This is a genomic window from Pseudoalteromonas sp. K222D (genome assembly GCF_017653575.1).
In the GTDB taxonomy this organism is placed as follows: Bacteria; Pseudomonadota; Gammaproteobacteria; order Enterobacterales; family Alteromonadaceae; genus Pseudoalteromonas; species Pseudoalteromonas nigrifaciens.
In genome coordinates this window covers 90,184-111,006 of record NZ_JAGGDL010000002.1, presented here as the reverse complement: position 1 = coordinate 111,006, position 20,823 = coordinate 90,184, and the positions used below count along the sequence as shown (strand labels likewise).

Sequence of the window (20,823 nt, the reverse complement as noted above, 5' to 3'; positions counted from 1 at the left end):
TAACCCAAACTACTGTTTTATATTAACTTAAATTAATTCCAAGCTATTTAAAATTAACTATTGCACACATTAAAAACACGTTTTATTATTTCGCTGCTTCTTGATTATAATCAATCTGAGTAGATTACAAACCTAGTTTGTAGCAAGGCAAATCAGCAACTATCCAGCCAAGTTTTACCTGGCTAATTACTAGCAAACTTTCCTCAACTATAGTTACGTTGGCTTGTAACTATATACTTAAACGCAGTTGCTCATTCCAACTGCGTTTTTTTTGCTTTAAGGGAGAAAAGCTCCCAGTAGTTATTATAAAAACAGCGGCTTATAATCGTTTTCTAATTGTTCAAACGACAAGTCTCCAATAAAGCGCCCAAAGCTGAGCCAAGTTGCTAAACCGCGTAAGTCTTTAAAGTGTGGCGGTACAAACTTAGGCGATTCGATTACTCCTAAACTATGCAGTTGCGTAATCAGCCTAAAGTCATCAATCGATATTTTTCCAACCAGTAATAAAGGCAGTTGATCGATTCTGCCCAGTTGTATGGCAACCCGAATTAAGTTGTACACCAAAACAAAGCCTTTAATGTAGGCAATGTCTTTAGTAAACGGCAAACCTGTGGGGGTACTGCCCCTAAATACACGCTGAGCTAAAGTATAGCTTTCATCTTGCGATAACCCTTGCGCTACATAATCGCGGTAAATATCAACAAATTCAGCACCATCAATTACCTTGGTCACCGCTTGAATACGGTTAACTAATTTAGATAAGCGCCGTGGTGTTGATTTTAAGGTAATAATTTCGGTTAATACCGCAAGGCCCTCTTGGGTCACTGTTGAGCTTGGCGTGCCTTTACTTAAACAGGTTAAGTAAGGTTGCGCTAGGCCATTTTGCGTCGTGCCTACATGTATCCAGCCTTCGTGCACTTCTAGAATATCGAGTTCACGCTGCGAAAACTTCACATCTTTATTTAGCTTAATGTTATTAGCCCCAGCTGCTGCATCGCTCACTATGCCATCGCTTAGCATTACCTCTACGTTGATCCCTACCATACTGGCATTAACTTGCTCAGATAAAATACGCACAGCATCGCTTGCTGCTATATTTTTAGGATCGTCTGGCAGTATATCGGCAATTAATAAGTTTTTAAGCGGCCGCTCTAACATGTTTGCCAGCTCAGTAAGTGAAGGCTCACCAGCATGAAACAAATCTTTAGGGTGCCCAAATAGCTCTACTGATAGGTCATGAAATTCAGGCGTTCCTCGATATTCCAGCATGCTTAATACGGTTTTATACTCGCTGCACATTTTTCCCATATATTGAGCTATTGGGTTTAGCTGTCCTAACTGGTTAATAATGTTACGCTGCAAAGTAGAAAACGCTTGGCGTAGTTCGCTGGGCACAAATCCTAAATCGCGCTGCTGATAATATGCACGATCGATAACTGGATTTTTTTGACATTTTTGTCTAAAAAACTCTTCTTTAATTTGTTTATCCCAATTAATCGCATCCAGTATTCTTATAGGTGTTTGCAGGGCAACTAATTGATCTGATAATTCACGAGTTTTAAGTAGTAACGCCTTGTCTATCATGGTGTAAGCTCAACAAATAATGAACCGTGAGCATAATTTAAAATAACCAAATTACAAAGTAATATCATCATTTTTTAACCATTGTTTTTAAGATGATCGGGCCACATATCTAAAACGTATATACTTGCAAAGTTAAGGATTAATTAATGAAAAATGAAATCGACAACAAGCAAATTTTAGCTGTGTATGAACGCATAATACAACGCGGCGAAATGCAGGATGATGGTAAGCATTATCAAGGCGTTACCGCGTATTCAGACGCAGACGGTTATACCATTTATTTACAAGGCAGCGGCGTAGAACTGCGTTTTGGGTTTCATAATACGTATCATCTTGATTACGAACATGAAAAACACAAAGATGACTTTTTAAAAAAATTACACAATATTGCCAATGAAACCTAATGCTGCCACCCAGGCTTAAAAAACGCGCCACTAGCAAGCTCAATACTTCCTTTATTACGCAAGTAATTATTGAGCTTGAAGCTAACCCGCACAAGCTCGAAATTATTCGCCACAACCTAGCTTACTACCGTACCCAAACCCATTTAAAAAAAGGCTTTCTCCTCGCTATTGAGCGATTTGACTGGGTGTTTGCAGCATGTAATAACGTGGATGAAATTTGCGCACAAATTATGGCCGATGACTACATTGGAAATCGTCTTAGGCGTTATCCTCTTTTGTTCAAAGGTATATTAGCGCCTTAAATTAAGCTGTAACAATACGTCTGCTTTGTACCTATATTAGCCCTTCTTGCTTTGCTATATTTACAATTAACTTTATAAAACCAGCCTGTTGTTATAATTATATCCATTGCAATTTTGGCTATATAAACAGCAACACATACCGTTAGTGCTCTAATGATTACCGTACTAAGCATATTATTTGAAATTATTTACATTTTATTTCTTAGCCAAAATAACCCTCCCCTATTGCACTACAAAATAACACGTAAACTCTTGTTTTTAAATAATATAAAACAAATTCAATGTTTGTTATTTACGTATACTAGATCACCTTTCTTGTTAATATTTCATCTACATTTAGGCATCCGATCATTTACCTGCGCCTTGAATTGTTAGAGCTATTACCTTAAACTTATGTTTATTGAACGGTCAATTAATAATAAATATGCCTAAAGTTGGAATGGAACCTATAAGACGTCAGCAGCTAATTGACGCAACAATTGAGTCGGTTGCACAGCGCGGTTTACAGGCAACCACTATTAACAGTATTAGTAAAAATGCGGGATTATCCTCTGGCATTATTAGTCATTACTTTGGTGGTAAGCAGGGATTAATTGAAGCAACGGTGAGGTATTTACTTACGAGTTTAAAACAGGAGCTTGTTTGCAAACTTGAAGCAAATACCAACGCAACGCAGCGCTTAATGTTTATTATTGAAGCCAACTTTGCACTTGTGCAACAGCGCTCAGATACTACACGAACTTGGTTGAGCTTTTGGGCACAATCAATGCACGATGCCGAATTACACCGGCTACAAAATGTAAACAGCAAACGCTTGCAAAGTAATTTAGCATTTTCATTTAAGCAATTAATGCCCGCTGAGCAAGCAAAACAAGCCGCCGAACTTAGCGCCGCCATGATCGACGGCCTATGGTTACGAGCAGTACTTAGTAAATCAAACGAACATCAGTTTAATCACAGTGAAAAGCTAGCAAAAAGTTATGTGCATTCACTCATCAAGCAATATGGAGCCTAGCGTGACAACACCTGTCTATCAAAATTTTATTAACGGCCATTTCCTTGCAAATAAAAGCGGCAAAACATTTGATGTAACTAACCCTGCTACGGGTGAAGTTATTTATGCAGTAGAAATTGCTGACGAGTTTATTCAAAACGCTGCCATTGCAAGTGCAAAGCAAGGTTTTGCTCAGTGGTCGGCCATGTCGCCTATTGAGCGCAGTCGCATTTTACTCAAGGCCGTAGCAATTTTACGCGAGCGCAATGATGAGCTAGCGCTGGTAGAGGTACTTGATACCGGCAAACCAATGCAAGAAGCAAACTGTGTAGATATTGAAACAGGCGCTGATGTTATTGAATTCTTTGCTGGTTTAGCACCGGCACAAGTTGGCCAACAACAAATGGTTGGCAGCGACTTTTACTATACCCGTAAAGAGCCTTTAGGTATTTGCGCTGGTATTGGTGCGTGGAACTACCCGCTACAAATTGCCTGTTGGAAATCGGGCCCTGCTCTTGCCGCTGGTAATGCGTTTATTTTTAAACCATCGGAAGAAACACCACTTGGCGCAATTAAGCTAGCTGAAATTTTTGTAGAAGCTGGCGTACCCGCAGGTGTATTTAATGTAGTACAAGGCGCAGGCGATGTAGGCCAATGGCTAACACAGCATACTGATATAGATAAAGTGTCGTTTACTGGCGAAGTGGGTACAGGTAAAAAGGTAGTTGCGAGCGCTGCGGGATCTTTAAAAGATGTCACCATGGAGCTTGGTGGTAAGTCGCCATTAATTGTATTTGATGATGCCAATATTGAACAAGCAGTAAGTGCTGCAATGTTAGGCAACTTCTATACTCAAGGCGAAGTGTGTACTAATTGTACCCGTATTTATGTTCATAAAAATGTATATCAACAATTTATTGATGAGCTTAAAACCCGTACTGAACAAAATATTATTGCCGGCGATCCTCAAGATTTAAATACTAACTTTGGCGCGCTAATTTCTAAAAAGCATCAAGACTTAGTAATGAGCTACGTTAATAAAGGTATTGCAGAGGGCGCAACGCTACTAACAGGTGGTACAACACTTTCACCTGCATCTGCACCTAACGGCTATTTTGTTGCCCCTACTGTGTTTATTGATTGCAACGATGACATGAGCATAGTTAAAGAGGAAATATTTGGCCCAGTAATGAGCGTGTTGGTATTTGATGACGAAGACGATGTGATTAAACGTGCAAACGGTACTCACCTTGGTCTAGCTGCCGGTGTATTTACTAGCGACATTAAACGTGCACACCGTGTTATTCATCAACTACAAGCGGGTATTTGTTGGATTAACGCTTATGGTAACTCACCTGCAGAAATGCCAGTGGGTGGTTACAAGCAATCGGGCATTGGCCGCGAAAACGGCATAGAAACCCTCGATACTTATACCCAAACTAAATCTGTTTATGTTGGTATGACCGACATAGAAAGCCCATTTTAAAGGATACTGATTATGAGTAATTCGTATGACTATATTATTGTGGGCGCAGGCTCTGCAGGTTGCGTGTTAGCAAATCGCTTATCAGCCGATAAAAACACCCGTGTATTACTACTAGAAACGGGTGGCAGTGATAAAAGCATTTTTATAAAAATGCCTACCGCGCTTTCTATTCCAATGAATAGCGATAAGTACGCGTGGCAGTTTCATACCCAACCTGAGCCGCATTTAGACAACCGCGAAATGCATTGTCCGCGCGGTAAAGTACTCGGTGGTTCGTCATCTATTAATGGCATGGTGTATGTACGCGGCCATGCAAAAGACTTTGACGAATGGCAACACAATGGCGCAAACGGCTGGGATTATCAGTCGTGTTTACCGTATTTTCAAAAAGCAGAAAGCTTTTACTTAGGTGAAAATAAGTACCGTGGCGGTAAAGGCCCGCTGGGCGTTAATAACGGTAACGAAATGAAAAACCCTTTGTACAGCACCTTTATTAAAGCGGGCATTGAAGCGGGTTACGCACACACTAACGACTACAATGCCTCGCAGCAAGAAGGCTTTGGGCCAATGCACATGACGGTAAAAGACGGTGTACGTAGCTCAGCCGCGCGTGAATATTTAGACCCAGTCAAATCGCGTAATAATTTAACTATTGTTACCGGTGCACTTGCCCAGCGCGTTGTTTTAGAGGGCAAAAAAGCCACTGGTATTGAATACAAAGTAAATGGCGAAGTTAAAACCGCTGTTGCTGCAAAAGAAGTGATATTAAGCGCCGGCTCTATTGGCTCGCCACATATTTTACAGCTATCGGGTATTGGCGATAGCGAAGTGCTTAAAAAAGCAGGCATTGAGGTAAAACACCATTTACCCGGTGTAGGGCAAAACTTACAAGATCATCTTGAGTTTTACTTTCAATATAAGTGCAAACAACCTATTACCTTAAACGGTAAATTAGGGTTAATTTCAAAAGGTTTAATTGGTGCGCGTTGGTTATTAACCCGCAAGGGACTGGGCGCTACAAATCACTTTGAATCATGTGCTTTTATTCGTTCTAAGCCTGGAGTTGAATGGCCAGATTTGCAATACCACTTTTTACCTGCCGCAATGCGCTACGACGGACGCAGTGCCTTTGACGGCCATGGTTTTCAAGTACATGTAGGTCATAACAAGCCAAAAAGCCGCGGCAGCGTTACTATTGCATCGGCTGATCCTCAGCAACCACCTAAAATTGTGTTTAATTACCTACAACATCAAGATGACATTGAAGGCTTTAGAGCCTGTGTACGCCTAACTCGTGAAATTATTGAGCAAAGTGCCTTTGATGATTATCGCGATGAAGAAATTCAGCCAGGTAAGCATATTCAAACCGATGCAGAAATAGATGCCTTTGTACGTCAAACGGTTGAAAGCGCTTATCACCCTTCTTGCTCTTGCAAAATGGGTGAAGATGAACTGGCAGTCGTTAATTCAAACACCCAAGTACATGGGATTGCAGGTTTACGAGTAGTTGACTCGTCTATATTTCCAACCATACCAAACGGTAACTTAAACGGCCCTACCATTATGGTGGCCGAAAAAGCCGCTGATATTATTTTAGGTAATAAGCCACTAGCAAAACTCAATGCATCTGTAGCAATGAGCGCTAACTGGCAAACAACACAACGTAATAGCAAGATATAAATTAAGCCACTGGCAAAGGTTTAGCTACTTAGGTAGTTAACCCTTTGTGAGGCTCGCCGTGGCTCACGATATAAATTGGTTATGTTGTGTTAACGCGAGAAAAACAATAAACGGAGTATTTATGAATTACTTTTATTTATTTTGGGAGGGCGATAATGACTATTTGGCTTAGTGCTGGGATTATTTTCACCTTATTAGCTGTAATCGCTATTTTATTTAAATGGGGCAATGTACGTGTTGTAGGCGTAACGCCAGTTAGAACATTTACCTTTATAGCCATATTATTTACCTCAGGCCTAGATGTTGGCCTTATTATGTTTCCGTTAACCGAATTTGCCGGTTATGCAGACATAAAAGCAAGCCCAGAGTACGCATTTGCAAATCCGCTAGCTATTGAGTTTGGCTATTGGGGGTTTTTAATCTGGGGATTTTACTTTCTTACGTGCTTTTATTTCTGTGTAATAGAACCTAAAGTTAAATTTTTCGAAATTCCTTGGGTTAAGTTTATTAATAACGTTGTCATCATTGGCACCTGTGCATTTACTGCTTACTTACTACTGACTAACTTACCTTGGTACTTACCCGACTTCGGTGATGGCTCAAGTGTTATTCCGGTGTTTTATTTAATTGTGCTGGCTGCAATAGCGTTTGCTGCCTATTCGAGTACCGACATTAAGTATGTACGTATTTTAAGTATTTCTACTACTTGGATGTTTTTAGCACTTATTGCCTTTATGTGGGCGGGTGCATTTGTATTTGGTGACAGTGAATTGTCTGCCTTTTCGAATAACTTAGGCGCTATTGGTACTTATTTTGCCAATATTAATGAATTTGTTTTACCGCTAAATGACTACCATGAGTTTTATTTATTTTGGTGGTTTGCATGGAGCATTATGATAGGTCAATTTACTGCACGTTTTGTCGGTGGATTAAGAACTTACCAGGTATTGGCTGCAATGTTGATTTTCCCATCAATTCCAATTGCTATCTGGTTTAGTGTGCTTTATCACTACCACGAAGCTGGTATTCCTACCGAAGGTATTAAAAACTTTGCCATGGTATTTGTTGGTATTATTTTTGTAATTAACTCTCTTGATTCGCTTATCCGGTTATACACAGATAACTTAAACTTGACGGTGAAACGCTTAGGTAAATTTAAATACTTAACCATGAATATTGTTGCTTTGTCGTTGTTAACATTACTATTTAAGTTAGAGTTTTTGCAAATTCAATGGGTTGGCGCATTAGTTATTGCCTTGTTCTTTATTTGTATTGCTTATATTGGCTACAACAAATTAAAAACGGTGAACGACATTATAGGCTCACCAAAAGCAAACAAAATTGATTACACCAAAATTGAAAATATGAGCTAGGAAAAACACTATGAATAATAAACTAAAACAACTTTTTATCGCTTTACCTTTTACACTTTTATCTACAACTGCAGCGGCTAATTGGTCAACAACCATTACTGCCGCTTCTGACTATACTTTCAATGGTGTAACGCAAACAGATAACGACCCTGCAATTCAAGCAAGCCTAGATTACGCATTTGATAGCGGTGTGTATGCAGGTATTTGGGCCTCTAATGTAGATTTTGGTGATGACACTGATTTTGAGCTTGATGCTTATGTAGGTAGATACATTCAGCTTGATGAACACTTTAGTGCTGATTACGGTATTGCTTATTACACTTACCAAGGCAATAACAGTGATGGTAATTATGGCGAAGCCTATACAAAATTTGGCTATGCGAGTGATTATGGCCAAACAGAGCTTAACTTTTGGTATAGCTGGGACTACTTTGGCAGCGGTGCAAGTCATGTTATTTCAATGATCGCCCATACTTATGAACTTGCGCCTAACCATGCACTACGTGCAAGTTTTGATATTTCAAACTCATTAGACGGTAAAAAATACGCGTGGGATAGTAATGAAAAAAAATCTTACAACCATTACCGCTTAGCATACCAAACTAGCTATGAAGGCTTTAATATTGAAGTTGCCGCTGAAAACACCAGCTTAGATTACGACTACGCAGATGAGCGTCTAGTATTGGCCGTATCACGTACGTTTAATTTATAATCTTAATTAAATGAATGCTATTTATTAGCAAAAAAGTGCCACTTAAGTTAAGTGGCATTTTTATGTGCGGCTGTTAAATAAGCAATTTACTAATTACTTATTTCCCAGGCACTGGTTCCTGAGCCTGACATATTGCTCACATTTTTGTTGAGTAGTTTATTACCTACATTAACAGATGACTCTGGCCTACTTACTAAATAGCCTTGTACAGAGCTCACACCTATACGCTTTACTAATTCAAACTGTGCTGGCTCTTCTACACCTTCGGCCACTATTTTAAGCCCCAGCTTTTGTCCAAGTTCGCAAATAGTTTTTAATATATCGAGGTACTTTTTACTTTTATTTGCTTGAGTAATAAAAGAGCGATCAATTTTAATCACATCTATAGGTAAATCAGCCAAAGTGCTTAAAGAGCTAAAACCAGTACCAAAATCATCAATGGCAATCGTAATGCCCTCTTTACGTAATTTTTCAAGCTCTTTAATTATTAAAGAATCTGCTTTTATAAGCGTTGATTCTGTAATTTCTAGCATCAGTGAGTTAGGTGACAGCCCGGTTTTGGTAAGAGTTGCCATAACCCAGTCATATATAGATCTATGTTTTAGCTGCACTCCCGACACGTTTACCGATATTCTTACTTTGCGCAAACCGGCATTATGCCATGCAGCCATTTGTCTACATGCCTCTAACATAATCCAATCGCCTAATTCTAAAATCAAATTAGACTCCTCAGCTATAGGAATAAATTCAACAGGCGAAATCATTCCCTCAATTGAATGGTTCCAACGTGTTAGTGCTTCAAAATAATCTATCATGCAATCTTCAACATGTACGATAGGTTGAAAGTTTAAATAAAAGTCTTTGCGGGCGACCGCTAAACGAAGCTCTTCTAGCAAATAATGATAGCGGCGCATTTTATTACCCATTTCGGGAGAGTACACTTTAAAAATACCTTTACCATCGTGCTTTGCTCTATACATAGCTACATCTGCAAGTTGCAGTAAGGCTTGCGGCGTTGAGGCACTCTCTGGGTATTTTGCAATACCTATGCTGGCACTTATTTTTATAATTTTATTACCTAACACAAAGTCTTTTTCTAACTCGTTTAATACATTCCTTGCAATATCTAAAACTTGCGCTTCTGACTCAACTGACTCTATAAAAATAGAGAACTCATCGCCCCCTAGTCGAGATAAGTTTTGCTCTAACTGATTGGCTGGATTTATGTTATTTAACTTATTATGGCGTATCACATTGGCTAAACGAGTTGCTACTTGAACTAATATTTCGTCACCAAAACTATGCCCAAAAGAGTCATTTACTTTTTTAAAACCGTCCAAATCAATAAACAATAAAGCACATTTTAAATTTTCAATATTTACTTGGCTAATTTGTCTATCTATATGTTTAATATAGGCATGGCGGTCTATTAGTAGGGTGAGTTTATCTTGGTAAATACTGGTTTGAGTTTGCTTTACATAGTGCTCAACATGGCTATTAAGGGTGCTTATAGACTCACTCAGCGTTGTAATACTATTAGCGTTAGCTGCTGACTTTGTTTGTAAGTTAAATGCTTTGAGTAAGGTATCTGTTTGTTTATTAAGTTGGATAATTTTTTTTGTGTAGTAATGTTTTTTAAGCTCTTTTTTTAAATACACAAAGCCAATGAGAAAAATCACAAAAAATATAAATAGGTTTCGTGGCGATGTAAGCGTAATTAAAATTAAATCGTTAGCTTTAACCGCTATAAATTCTGTTTTGCTGGTTTTCAATACTATAAAGTTTATATTGTTTTGCTTAACAATATAATAGCCATTTAATATTGGGTTATACCAAGGGGCCAATGTCAATGTGGTGGTATCTATTTCAAAATTACGAACATCGATATTAGAGTGAAATAAATTAATTTTATCTATCTGATTACTTATACCTACATTAATACTAAAACATAAAGAAATAGCCATTATTATAATTACATTTATAGATTTTAATTTATTCACTTAAAGGTCCATCTAACGTTGTTAACATATTAAAGCATAAGCAAATAAAACATCATATAGGCTATTTTTACTACTAATTAAGTTATTATACAATCCTTAATGATTACAGGGTACTCATTATTATCTAATTAAGTGCATTTTAAAGCTGCCATGCGTAACTGACTTTAGTAAAAAAGGTGCGCTGGTCGCGCTCTAAGCTTTTAAGTGAATCATCTTGGTAACCTTTATCTGAATACCCTAAGTAAAATAATGTTTGCGCATTAATTTTGTACGAATAAACGAGTTGGCTGCCGTAATCTTTATTAGTTTGGTTCACTTGATAAAAATAAGCATTTTCGTTGCGATCAATATCTTCAAATTGCCAAATAAGCTTTAGCATTGAGCGCATATTAAATTTATAGTAAAGCCTAAAATCAATTAGGTTAGCTGTAAAAACACGCTCCCCTTGTAGGTTGTCTAATTGGCTGTAGCTATGCTTTATGTCAACTTGCCAATGATTGTTTATATCCCACACCGCTTGAGTTTGGGTATCAAAGGCGTCACCTAGTTGCTCATTACTGTAGTCAATGCGACTCCCGTATTCAACATACAAAGACAGCCTAAGATCTTTTGTTGGTTTAAATCCGCTGTAAATATAACCAATGTTTTGATTATAAAAATTAGTGTTATAATTTTCATACCTATGTATCAGCCCTATTTCGAAAATAGACTGTTTTTGGCCTTTAAAGCTTAAATAACCTTCGTACTCTTGCTCAAGTAAATCGCCATTTTTCGCCCAAGTTTTATCCCAATCAGCTACATATGACCAAGAGGTAACTAAATCATTTTCATCTCGATACCAGGTTTGCCCGCCTCCTAAAATAACTTTTTCGTAATCGACCTTAGCTTGATAGCCTAAATCGGCACGATAATCTGCGCCAATATTTTCGTACTCTGCGAATAATTTATAATCGCGTTTATCGCGGGTGAGCTTAATTGCATACGCTTGATCGGATTGTGTTTGTGACAGGTTATAATTTTCAACTAAAAATGCTGAGTTGCGGGTATCACTGCTCGCAACTTGATAACTTAAGGTGTCTGATTGATTAAACCAGTAACTACCGTCAACTGATAAAACCGTATTGCGATAGTCATCACTTTCACGATGCGTACTTGAAATCCCTACAGTGCCTTGCTGGCCAATATCGTACTGGTAACGCGCCACTGCCACTTTGGTATTTTCGTTTAAGCTTGCAAATCCTGAGCCCTGATTAGTTGGCAGTAAAATATTGCTATTGTCGTCATCGGCAAACATCACCGCATAACTGTGATTAGCTGTTTTGCCGGTTAATTTAGCGCCTAGATTAGGCTCTGCAATGGTGCGAGTATATAAAAGCTCAAATAAACTACTTTTAAAATATGACGCACCGTCTAAAAAAAACGGCCGTTTTTCTTCATAGTATATAGAGTAAGTGGTATTAATATCCAGCGCCAGAGAGTCGGTTTCCACTTGCGAGAAGTCTGGATTTATAGTGGCGTTTATAACGGCGTCTTGGCTTAAGCCCCAGCGTAAATCTATACCCACTTCGGCGTTTACATCGCCATTTTCCCAATCACCCGGTAACTGTGATTTGGTATCGTTACGCAGCGCAGTTAAAGTAGGCGTTAATTGCAGGTTTTTGCTGGCCGTTATTTTTTCAAAGCCGGTAAGTTTATCAAACTGGCAAAGGCTGCACTTAATATCGCGATCAAACCCAATGTTTGATAACTGATAAAGCACATCTCGTTGATAATTGCGCATTAGGGCAAAACCCCAGGTTAATTGCTCTTTATTTTGTGCAAAACGCAGCGCTTTAAAAGGAATACGCATTTCTACCACATAACCTTGCTCAGTAATCTTGCCTGCGCTATCCCAAATGGCATTCCAAGAAAGGTCTTGTTGCCAGCCATCGGTGTCGGTCATGCGAATATCGCCCTGAGCCCCTAGCGGGTTCACATAAAATTCATAACCAGAGCGCTCATCATTAAAGGTATCAATTACTAGTGCCACGGTGTCATCTTGCCACAGAGTATCGCGATCTCGCAGTGCAGCGCGAATGTGCGTTGGGTCAGGATCGTGTGCAACAAACGCTACATATAAGTTACTGCCGTCTTCGTATATATAAGCATCGGTTTTTACCGGTGGCGTACCTTTTTCATTTGGTTCATCTTGAAACTGCAATGCAATGCGCGTGGCATCTTGCCAATGTGCCTCATTCATTACCCCATCTACTGTTATATTTTTATTAATACGCGTGAGTGAATAGTGTTGTTTATTGGCAAGCGCGCTTGGAGTGGTGAGTAAAAGAAAGAAAAAGCTTAAAATAAAGAACACTGATTGTTTTTTTATTATTATTAAGTACTGCATAAACATCCATTTAGACTTAAATTACTCAATAAGAGTAATTTCTGGCGTGGATTGTAGTTTATACCAATGGATTTGTTAATACCTTGCAAATAGTTTTTTGCATAACATTAACTAATTAATAATAAAGAAGTATTTAAGCGCAGCGATTAGGTTTCAATAAGCTTGAGTTTATCAGCAATACCATTCCACTCATCAGCATCGGCTGGGGCTGGTTTTGCCTGCGTAATGCGTGGCCATATAAGTGCAAGCTCGGCATTTAGTTCGGTAAACTCTTGTTGTGACTCTGGTAATTCATCTTCTTGATAAATAGCATCAGCTGAACATTCAGGTACGCATAAACCACAGTCAATGCAATCAATTGGGCTTATAGCTAAAAAGTTAGGGCCTTCAAAAAATGCATCTGCTGGGCACACTGATACGCAATCTGTGTACTTACATTTAATACAGTTTTCGGTGACTACAAATGCCATAATGGTTCAATGCCTAAGGTTTTATAACGACAACGGCGGATCATACCCAACCAAGGCTAAAATACAATATATAAGTGCCATAATAGCGTAATTTAACGTAAAATAAGCGCCTTATGTTTTGTGGTGCTATTTGCGCTACTCCCCTTATTGTGAGCGGTAATTAAAAGCCCGCTAAGACACCTAAAAGAGACAAAATGATACGTTTAACCGAAATAAAACTACCGCTAGATCATGACGAAAATGCAATTAAAGATGCCATTGTCAGTAAGCTAAAAATAACGCCAGAACAGTTACATAGTTTTAATGTGTTTAAACGTGGTTACGATGCCCGTAAAAAAACAGCTATTTTACTTATTTATACCTTAGATATAAGCGTTGATAACGAAGAGCAGTTACTCACAACTTTTGCCAAAGATCAGCATGTAAAAGTAGCACCCGACACCGCTTATAAGTTTGTTGCCCAGGCAAATAACGATTTAAAAGAGCGCCCTGTCGTAATAGGCTTTGGCCCTTGTGGTTTATTTGCAGGTTTAGTGTTGGCACAAATGGGCTTTAAGCCAATTATATTAGAGCGTGGTAAAGAAGTACGCGAGCGCACTAAAGATACCTTTGGTTTTTGGCGTAAGCGCGCACTAAATACCGAGTCAAATGTACAATTTGGTGAAGGCGGCGCAGGTACATTCTCCGACGGAAAATTATACAGCCAAGTAAAAGATCCAAAACATTATGGCCGTAAAGTTATTACCGAGTTTGTTGCCGCTGGCGCGCCAGAAGAAATTTTATACGTAAGTAAGCCACACATAGGAACCTTTAAACTGGTAACTATGATTGAAAAAATGCGCGCGCATATTGTAGAACTTGGCGGCGAAATTCGCTTTAGCACTCGCGTAGACGACATTCATTTAGAAGACGGCCAAGTAACGGGCTTAACCTTGTCAAATGGCGAGCAGCTAAATACCCGCCATGTAGTGCTTGCTGTGGGTCACAGTGCCCGTGATACCTTTGATATGCTATATAAAAAAGGTATTTACATGGAAGCTAAACCATTTTCGGTGGGCTTTAGGATCGAGCATAAGCAATCTATGATCGATGAGTGCCGCTTTGGTGACAATGCAGGTAACCCCATTTTGGGCTCTGCTGATTACAAACTAGTTCACCACTGTGATAATGGCCGTACCGTATATAGTTTTTGTATGTGCCCAGGGGGGACTGTGGTTGCAGCCACCTCTGAAGAAGGCCTAGTTGTTACCAATGGTATGAGCCAATATTCTCGTAGTGAGCGCAATGCAAACAGCGCTATTGTTGTAGGTATTTCGCCAGAGCAAGACTTCCCGGGTCACCCATTAGCGGGTATTGAGTTACAACGTAAACTTGAAAAACAAGCATACGAACTTGGCGGCAGTAATTACGATGCGCCAGCACAACTTATTGGCGACTTTTTAAAGGGTAAATCGTCATCAGCTTTAGGCGATGTGCAATCATCTTATACGCCGGGTATTAAATTAACCGATTTAGCCGATGTATTACCTAAATATGCAATTGATGCTCTGCGTGAAGCAATTCCGGCATTTAATAAGCAAATTCGTGGTTTTTCAACTAATGATGGCTTACTAACAGGTGTAGAAACACGTACCTCTTCGCCGGTAAGTATTAAGCGCGATAAAACACTTCAAAGTATTAATACTAAAGGGCTTTACCCTTCTGGCGAAGGCGCAGGCTATGCCGGTGGTATTTTATCGGCAGGTATTGATGGTATTAAAGCCGCTGAAGCGGTGGCGCTTTCAATGCTAGAAAACGCAAAATAAGCGTTTTATTAAATTAAGCCATAAAAAAACCTGAGCAAGCTCAGGTTTTTTTGTAACTGCAAATAACCATATTAGGTTAGCGCATTATTAATTACTTTTTAAGCGACAGTTTTTCGCCTTTTAAGCTTTTACGTATTTTAGAAATACGTGAGCGATTTACTGCTCTTGCTTCGCCAGTTGCTTGACCAGATGGCTTATTAGCACGAGTACGACGTAAGTGTGCAGGCTTTTTGCCAATTTTATCAATTAATACTTCACGGTTACTTACTGCATAGCCTTCTAAGTAAACACGTTTAATTTTTTGACCAATTAAGGTTTCAATTTCAAACAACATGTTTTCTTCTTCACGGCTTACAAACGAAATTGCTTGGCCTTCTTTACCTGCGCGGCCAGTACGACCAATACGATGTACGTAGTCCTCTGCAAGCCAAGGTAAGTCAATATTAATTACACGCGGTAAACCGTCTATATCAATACCACGCGCCGCAACTTCTGTTGCCACTAATACACGTACTTTACCTTCTTTAAATTCACGCAGCGCACGACGACGATTACCTTGTGACTTATCGCCATGACAAACCGCAGCCGGAATGCCATCAAGGTTAAGCTCTGTTACTAGCTCATCGGCTGTTTCTTTCATGTTTACAAATACTAACACTTGCTGCCAGTTTTTCTTACCAATTAGCTCAGAAAGCAGCTCTTGCTTACGGCGCTCTTCAACTGGGTAAACCACATGCGCTACAGTGCTAGCAGTACTGTTTGTTTGATCAACACGTACTATTTCTGGCTGTTTTAATACTTTAGATGCAAACTGTTTAATTGCTGCTGGGAAAGTAGCTGAAAACAACAAGATTTGACGATCGTCAGCGCAGCTTTTTATAACGCCTTGCATCTCTTCAATAAAGCCCATATCGAGCATACGGTCGGCTTCATCAAGTACTAAGTGCTTTACGCTGGCAAGGCTTAAGTTACCTAAGCGAATATGATCAAGTAAACGCCCTGGCGTTGCTACTACAATATCAACACCTTCTTTAAGTGCATTAGCTTGGCCTGCGGTGTTAACACCACCAAATAAGCTGACTACTTTTAACGAAGTATGTTTTGCGAAGTCTTTAAAGTTATTTGCTATTTGCTCTGCAAGTTCGCGCGTAGGCGCTAAAACTAAAGCATGCGGAGCATTAGTAGTGCTTACTTCAGACTCAAATAATTTTTGAATAATTGGTAGCGCAAACGCCGCGGTTTTACCCGTCCCCGTTTGTGCACTTGCTAAAACGTCTTTACCTTTACGAACAGCAGGAATTGCTGCGCGCTGAATGGGCGTAAGGGTGTGATAGTTAAGTTCGTCTAACGCCTGAACAAGTTCAGGAGCAAAACTAAAAGATTTAAAATTCATGGTGTATAACCTGCGGCCACATTATCAAGGGTCGCAAATTATACAGTAAAAAAGTGCTAACAGTTAGTCATTACTTTACTTTTGCATGGTTTAATCTGTTTTATAGCGTTTAAATATTAAAGAGGTATTAATACCACCAAAAGCAAAGTTATTACTCATTACATAATCGGTGTTAATTTCTCGCCCTTGCTCTGTTATGTAGTCAAGTTGAGCGCACTCGTTATCCACCTCGGTGAGGTTTATTGTGGGGGCAAACCAGTTATCATTCATCATATTAATCGTCGCCCACGCTTCAATAGCACCGCATGCGCCCAAAGTGTGGCCTAAATAACTTTTTAAAGAGCTAATGGGTTTTGCCCCTAATGCGTTAAAAGTGGCATGCGACTCTGCTATATCGCCTCGATCGGTTGAGGTGCCATGCGCACTTACATAACCAATTTGCTCGGCGGTTAAATTTGCATCGTGTAGGGCTTGTTCAATCGCTATTTGCATTGTTTTAGAGGTAGGTTGAGTAACATGCTCACCATCACTATTACAACCAAAACCAACCACCTCTGCCAGTATAGTGGCACCGCGCGCTTTTGCGTGTTCATACTCTTCTAAAATCAGTGTGCCAGCACCTTCGCCAATCACTAATCCATCACGGTCTTTATCAAATGGCCTGGGGGTTAACTTGGGTGTGTCGTTTTTTGTGCTGGTAGCATATAAGGTATCAAATACTGCGGCTTCGGTAATACATAACTCCTCTGCACCACCAGCAACCATCACCTTTTGACGACCAAATTTTATTGCTTCATAGGCATAACCAATACCTTGTGAGCCTGAGGTACAAGCTGAGCTTGTGGTGATCACTCGCCCTTTTAAGCCAAAAAACACTCCAACATTAACCGGAGCAGTATGCGCCATCATTTGAATATAACTAGTGGCTGTTACCCCAGACATAGAGCCCGACTCCATCATATTAGCAAACGCGAGTAACGGCGGGGTTGACCCTATAGATGAACCATAAGAAACCCCCGTAGAGCCATCGGTTAAGCTACTATGATTGAGTAACTGGGCTTGCTCTAACGCGCACTCTGTAGCGCGTGTTGACATAAGCGCCACTCGCCCCATTGAGCGTATTTGTTTACGTTTATAATGACTCGGTCGCTCAAAATGAGTAACCGGCGCCGCTAAACGCGTATTAAGCTCTGGTGCTTTGTCCCACTGTGGCATAGTGGTCACTGCATTTTCGCCTCTAATCAGTGCTTGTTTAAATACCGACCATTCATCGCCAAGTGCGGTGATCACCGACATACCTGTCACTACAACGCGCTTCATTACACCATACCGCCGTTAACTGAAATGACTTGGCGGGTAATGTAGGCCGCATCATCTGAGATTAAAAATGCCACAGTACCCGCAACTTCCTCTACTGTGCCCATACGCTTAAGCGGGATCATTTTTAGCATTTCGTCTACCGGTAACTCGTCAGTCATTGCGGTTTCTATTAACCCAGGTGCAACGCAGTTTACGGTTATTTTTCGCTTAGCCAACTCTAACGACAACGCTTTTGTAGCGCCAATAATACCGGCTTTTGCCGCACTGTAATTTACTTGCCCACGGTTACCGGCAATGCCCGATACAGAAGCCATGGTTACAATACGCCCACCTTTACGGTTTTGCACCATAGGCATTACCGTGGGGTGCACCACATTATAAAAGCCATCAAGCCCGGTACGAATAACGCAATCCCAGTCCTCGCCTTGCATAGCCGGAAACGCCATATCATTGGTAATACCTGCGTTACATACCACGCCATAATAAGCACCATGCTGGGCTATGTCTTGCTCTATTTGTGCTTTGGCGGCGGCTCTGTCGCATACATCAAATTGTAATAAGCTAGTAGCTTGGCCTAATGCCTGTATTGCTGCGCAAGTTGCTTGTGCATCTGCCACACCATTTTTACAATGCACTGTAATGTCATACCCTTGGGATGCTAATTTAAGCGCAATAGCCCTGCCTATGCCACGGCTTGAACCTGTGACTAAAATTCGTTTTGTCATTGATTATCTCTTATAAATTCCAGCGGATTTTCGGGCTGAAAAACATTAATTTTTGCTTCACATGCTAATGTATCGCCGTGGATTATTTGGCATTCAAACACACTCAATCCCGACTCTTCTTGATATAGCTTATGCACTTTAATAGTTAAACTACTATTAACTTTAAAACATGCTTGATGGGTTTGATATTTACGCGTACCAATTAAAAAGCCTATTTTAGGAAGCTCATTTGCATCGTTTGCTAATGCGCCTGCGTAAGCGGCTATTGACTGCGCCATATACTCAACCCCAATATAACTGGGTACACCGGCAATATCGGCATTATAAAACGCACTTTGCGGTGTAATCGTTACCTGGCAACGCGCACTCTCGGCGCTATAATGCGTTAAAGTGTCAATTAAAATCATTGGTGCGTCGTGGGCAAGCAACTGCTCAATTGCGTAATGATTACTGCTCAGCTCATTCATCGGCAATACCTAAAATTAAACTGGCGTTATTGCCACCAAAGGCAAATGAGTTTGACAAGCAGTAACGCAATTTGGGCTTAAATGCTTGTTTTATTATTTTTACATCGGCCAAGTTACCGCCTGTTGATAATACGTTATACGGCAATGCATACTGGCCTTGCTCTTTAAGAAGTAGCCAGCATAGCGCGGCTTCAATTGCGCCTGCAGCTCCTAAGGTATGCCCAGTTAAGTGCTTGCTTGAGCTAAGTGGCGTATTGTTGCCAAACACACGATTAATTGCAAGTGCCTCCATTTCATCATTTTTTAGCGTTGCGGTACCGTGTGCATTTATGTAGTCAATTTCATGGGCAGCTAATTGCGCTTGTTTTAGTGCTTTTTGCATTGCAGATTGCGCGCCCATACCATTGGGATCGGGCGCTGAAATATGATGTGCATCAGAGCTTTCGCCGCCACCGTACAGTGCAATTGCTTTATCTGTAATTGCGCTTACGCCTTTACTCATTACAAATAATGCTGCGCCTTCACCAATATTAATGCCGTCTCGGTTACTTGAAAACGGCTGGCAAACTCCGCTACTTAACGACGCTAACGAATCAAAACCATTGAGAGTAAGTTGGCATAGGGTGTCAACGCCACCGCATATAACAACATCGGCCATATCAGCTTTTAGCAGTGCGCGGGCACTTAGTAATGCTTTTGCGCTTGATGTACAGGCTGTAGAAATACTATAACAGGGTCCCTTTGCATCAAGCTTTTGCGCAATATAGTGTGCTGGGGTGGCAAGTTCTTGGTCATAATAATGAAAGTCATTTGGCCATTGCGCTGTGTGTTCAAAATGAGCACGAGCCCGTTCACCATCTGCAATACCCGAAGTACTCGTGCCTAACACCACCGCAATACGGGATTTATCGATATGCGAAAATTGCTCAATAGTTGTTTGTAGTTGCGCTAAACACATATCAATAAAGGTATTTATACGTTTTTTTTGCGCCAACGCAACCGAGGTTACTTGGCCAACATATAACGGCTGTTGTTGCGCGCTAAGTGTAGAATTTAGAGTTAATATAGGCGTTGCAGAGTTATAACTGTTTAAGCTATCGAGAGTTGCCTGCGGGCCTACTCCCATCGCACTAACAATACCTAAGTTATTTAGCCAATATGTCACTGAGTTACCTTTTTAAATATTATTTTATAATCACGTACAATATTATGCAGCGTAATTGCATCATCGTTATAGTCAATGGTGATCAGGGTTTTATGATTTTGTAGTACTTGTCTGTGTGTGCCTACTTGTTCCACCAGTGCGCCGCTCAGCTGCTCATTTATAAACGCAACAGGCCAATGTACTAAGGCAATGTCGGCCAATACATAAGCAGGATTTATATCGACGCCTACAAGCATTTTTTTAGCTTTAATTGGCTCTTTGGGTGATTTTTCAAGCTCTACAATTGGAAAGCCCTGGCTGGTCATCATCAGCAACTTGACCCCTCCCGCCTCATTAACCGCCAATTGCGATAACAAGGTATGCTGCTCTTGCCCAGTGGTAATAAATAACACTTGTTGCCAAGAGCGGCCATACATTGATGGCGCCATGCTATTTAAATTTAGGCTAGCCGCAGGTGCTATGCTTATAGCTGCACTGGAACTAAACTGACTCGCACAGGCTGACAGCACTATGCAGGTTAGCAATAGCAGTGCACGCTGGAGTATTAGTTTAAGCAT

The 20,823-nt window shown here is 40.2% G+C and carries 18 protein-coding genes; 8 read left to right on the top strand and 10 right to left on the bottom strand.

All coding sequences use genetic code 11. The features are described from left to right. Nucleotides 1–303: 303 nt before the first annotated feature. Nucleotides 304–1,584 (bottom strand): flavohemoglobin expression-modulating QEGLA motif protein, encoded by a 1,281-nt coding sequence (locus J5X91_RS01995; protein ID WP_011330049.1) that lies wholly within the window; start codon nucleotides 1,582–1,584, stop codon nucleotides 304–306. A gap of 146 nt (nucleotides 1,585–1,730) precedes the next feature. Between J5X91_RS01995 and J5X91_RS01990 the strand changes: the two genes are divergently transcribed. The 7 genes from J5X91_RS01990 to J5X91_RS01960 all read left to right on the top strand — a co-directional run bounded on the left by J5X91_RS01990 (nucleotide 1,731) and on the right by J5X91_RS01960 (nucleotide 8,535). Beyond that, nucleotides 1,731–1,988, top strand: a complete 258-nt coding sequence (locus tag J5X91_RS01990) for a DUF3081 domain-containing protein (protein ID WP_011330048.1) — start codon at nucleotides 1,731–1,733, stop codon at nucleotides 1,986–1,988. Continuing rightward, a complete protein-coding gene (locus tag J5X91_RS01985) occupies nucleotides 1,988–2,290 on the top strand; it encodes a hypothetical protein (protein WP_011330047.1) in 303 nt (100 codons plus the stop codon). Before J5X91_RS01990 ends, J5X91_RS01985 begins: the two co-directional genes overlap by 1 nt. Nucleotides 2,291–2,729: 439 nt before the next feature. Then, nucleotides 2,730–3,305 (top strand): transcriptional regulator BetI, encoded by a 576-nt coding sequence (gene betI, locus J5X91_RS01980; RefSeq protein ID WP_050754485.1) that lies wholly within the window; start codon nucleotides 2,730–2,732, stop codon nucleotides 3,303–3,305. A gap of 1 nt (nucleotide 3,306) precedes the next feature. Further along, a complete protein-coding gene (betB, locus tag J5X91_RS01975; RefSeq protein WP_197107559.1) occupies nucleotides 3,307–4,770 on the top strand; it encodes a betaine-aldehyde dehydrogenase in 1,464 nt (487 codons plus the stop codon). A gap of 12 nt (nucleotides 4,771–4,782) precedes the next feature. Next, complete coding sequence (gene betA / locus J5X91_RS01970) at nucleotides 4,783–6,450, top strand: choline dehydrogenase (RefSeq protein ID WP_197107562.1); 1,668 nt, start codon at nucleotides 4,783–4,785, stop codon at nucleotides 6,448–6,450. A 155-nt stretch (nucleotides 6,451–6,605) separates the two neighbouring features. Beyond that, on the top strand, nucleotides 6,606–7,823 hold the full coding sequence (locus J5X91_RS01965; RefSeq protein WP_182683621.1) for a BCCT family transporter: 1,218 nt from the start codon (nucleotides 6,606–6,608) through the stop codon (nucleotides 7,821–7,823). A 10-nt stretch (nucleotides 7,824–7,833) separates the two neighbouring features. Then, nucleotides 7,834–8,535 (top strand): TorF family putative porin, encoded by a 702-nt coding sequence (locus tag J5X91_RS01960; RefSeq protein WP_208833956.1) that lies wholly within the window; start codon nucleotides 7,834–7,836, stop codon nucleotides 8,533–8,535. Between the two features lie 89 nt (nucleotides 8,536–8,624). On the opposite strand, the gene J5X91_RS01955 is transcribed toward J5X91_RS01960, so the two are convergent. The 3 genes from J5X91_RS01955 to fdxA form a co-directional block, all read right to left on the bottom strand. Then, on the bottom strand, nucleotides 8,625–10,535 hold the full coding sequence (locus tag J5X91_RS01955) for an EAL domain-containing protein (protein ID WP_208833955.1): 1,911 nt from the start codon (nucleotides 10,533–10,535) through the stop codon (nucleotides 8,625–8,627). A 139-nt stretch (nucleotides 10,536–10,674) separates the two neighbouring features. Then, nucleotides 10,675–12,921 (bottom strand): carbohydrate binding family 9 domain-containing protein, encoded by a 2,247-nt coding sequence (locus J5X91_RS01950; RefSeq protein ID WP_208833954.1) that lies wholly within the window; start codon nucleotides 12,919–12,921, stop codon nucleotides 10,675–10,677. 146 nt (nucleotides 12,922–13,067) lie between these two features. Further along, the gene (gene fdxA / locus J5X91_RS01945) at nucleotides 13,068–13,391 is read right to left on the bottom strand and encodes a ferredoxin FdxA (RefSeq protein ID WP_011330038.1); all 324 of its coding nucleotides are present in this window, start codon (nucleotides 13,389–13,391) and stop codon (nucleotides 13,068–13,070) included. A gap of 194 nt (nucleotides 13,392–13,585) precedes the next feature. On the opposite strand from fdxA, the gene J5X91_RS01940 reads away from it, so the two are divergent. Then, nucleotides 13,586–15,196, top strand: coding sequence for an NAD(P)/FAD-dependent oxidoreductase (locus J5X91_RS01940; protein ID WP_011330037.1), 1,611 nt, complete (start codon nucleotides 13,586–13,588; stop codon nucleotides 15,194–15,196). A gap of 91 nt (nucleotides 15,197–15,287) precedes the next feature. On the opposite strand, the gene J5X91_RS01935 is transcribed toward J5X91_RS01940, so the two are convergent. The 6 genes from J5X91_RS01935 to J5X91_RS01910 all read right to left on the bottom strand — a co-directional run bounded on the left by J5X91_RS01935 (nucleotide 15,288) and on the right by J5X91_RS01910 (nucleotide 20,823). After that, nucleotides 15,288–16,589 (bottom strand): DEAD/DEAH box helicase, encoded by a 1,302-nt coding sequence (locus tag J5X91_RS01935; RefSeq protein WP_011330036.1) that lies wholly within the window; start codon nucleotides 16,587–16,589, stop codon nucleotides 15,288–15,290. Between the two features lie 90 nt (nucleotides 16,590–16,679). Continuing rightward, nucleotides 16,680–17,909, bottom strand: a complete 1,230-nt coding sequence (locus J5X91_RS01930) for a beta-ketoacyl-ACP synthase (protein ID WP_208833953.1) — start codon at nucleotides 17,907–17,909, stop codon at nucleotides 16,680–16,682. Continuing rightward, entirely contained in the window at nucleotides 17,909–18,634 is a 726-nt protein-coding gene (locus J5X91_RS01925; RefSeq protein ID WP_208833952.1) for a 3-ketoacyl-ACP reductase FabG2, read from the bottom strand. The genes J5X91_RS01930 and J5X91_RS01925 overlap by 1 nt, the downstream gene beginning before the upstream one ends. Further along, a complete protein-coding gene (locus J5X91_RS01920; RefSeq protein ID WP_041454930.1) occupies nucleotides 18,631–19,101 on the bottom strand; it encodes a hotdog family protein in 471 nt (156 codons plus the stop codon). The genes J5X91_RS01925 and J5X91_RS01920 overlap by 4 nt, the downstream gene beginning before the upstream one ends. After that, complete coding sequence (locus J5X91_RS01915) at nucleotides 19,094–20,266, bottom strand: beta-ketoacyl-ACP synthase (RefSeq protein WP_208833951.1); 1,173 nt, start codon at nucleotides 20,264–20,266, stop codon at nucleotides 19,094–19,096. Before J5X91_RS01915 ends, J5X91_RS01920 begins: the two co-directional genes overlap by 8 nt. Next, entirely contained in the window at nucleotides 20,263–20,823 is a 561-nt protein-coding gene (locus J5X91_RS01910; protein ID WP_179806907.1) for a DUF3261 domain-containing protein, read from the bottom strand. Before J5X91_RS01910 ends, J5X91_RS01915 begins: the two co-directional genes overlap by 4 nt.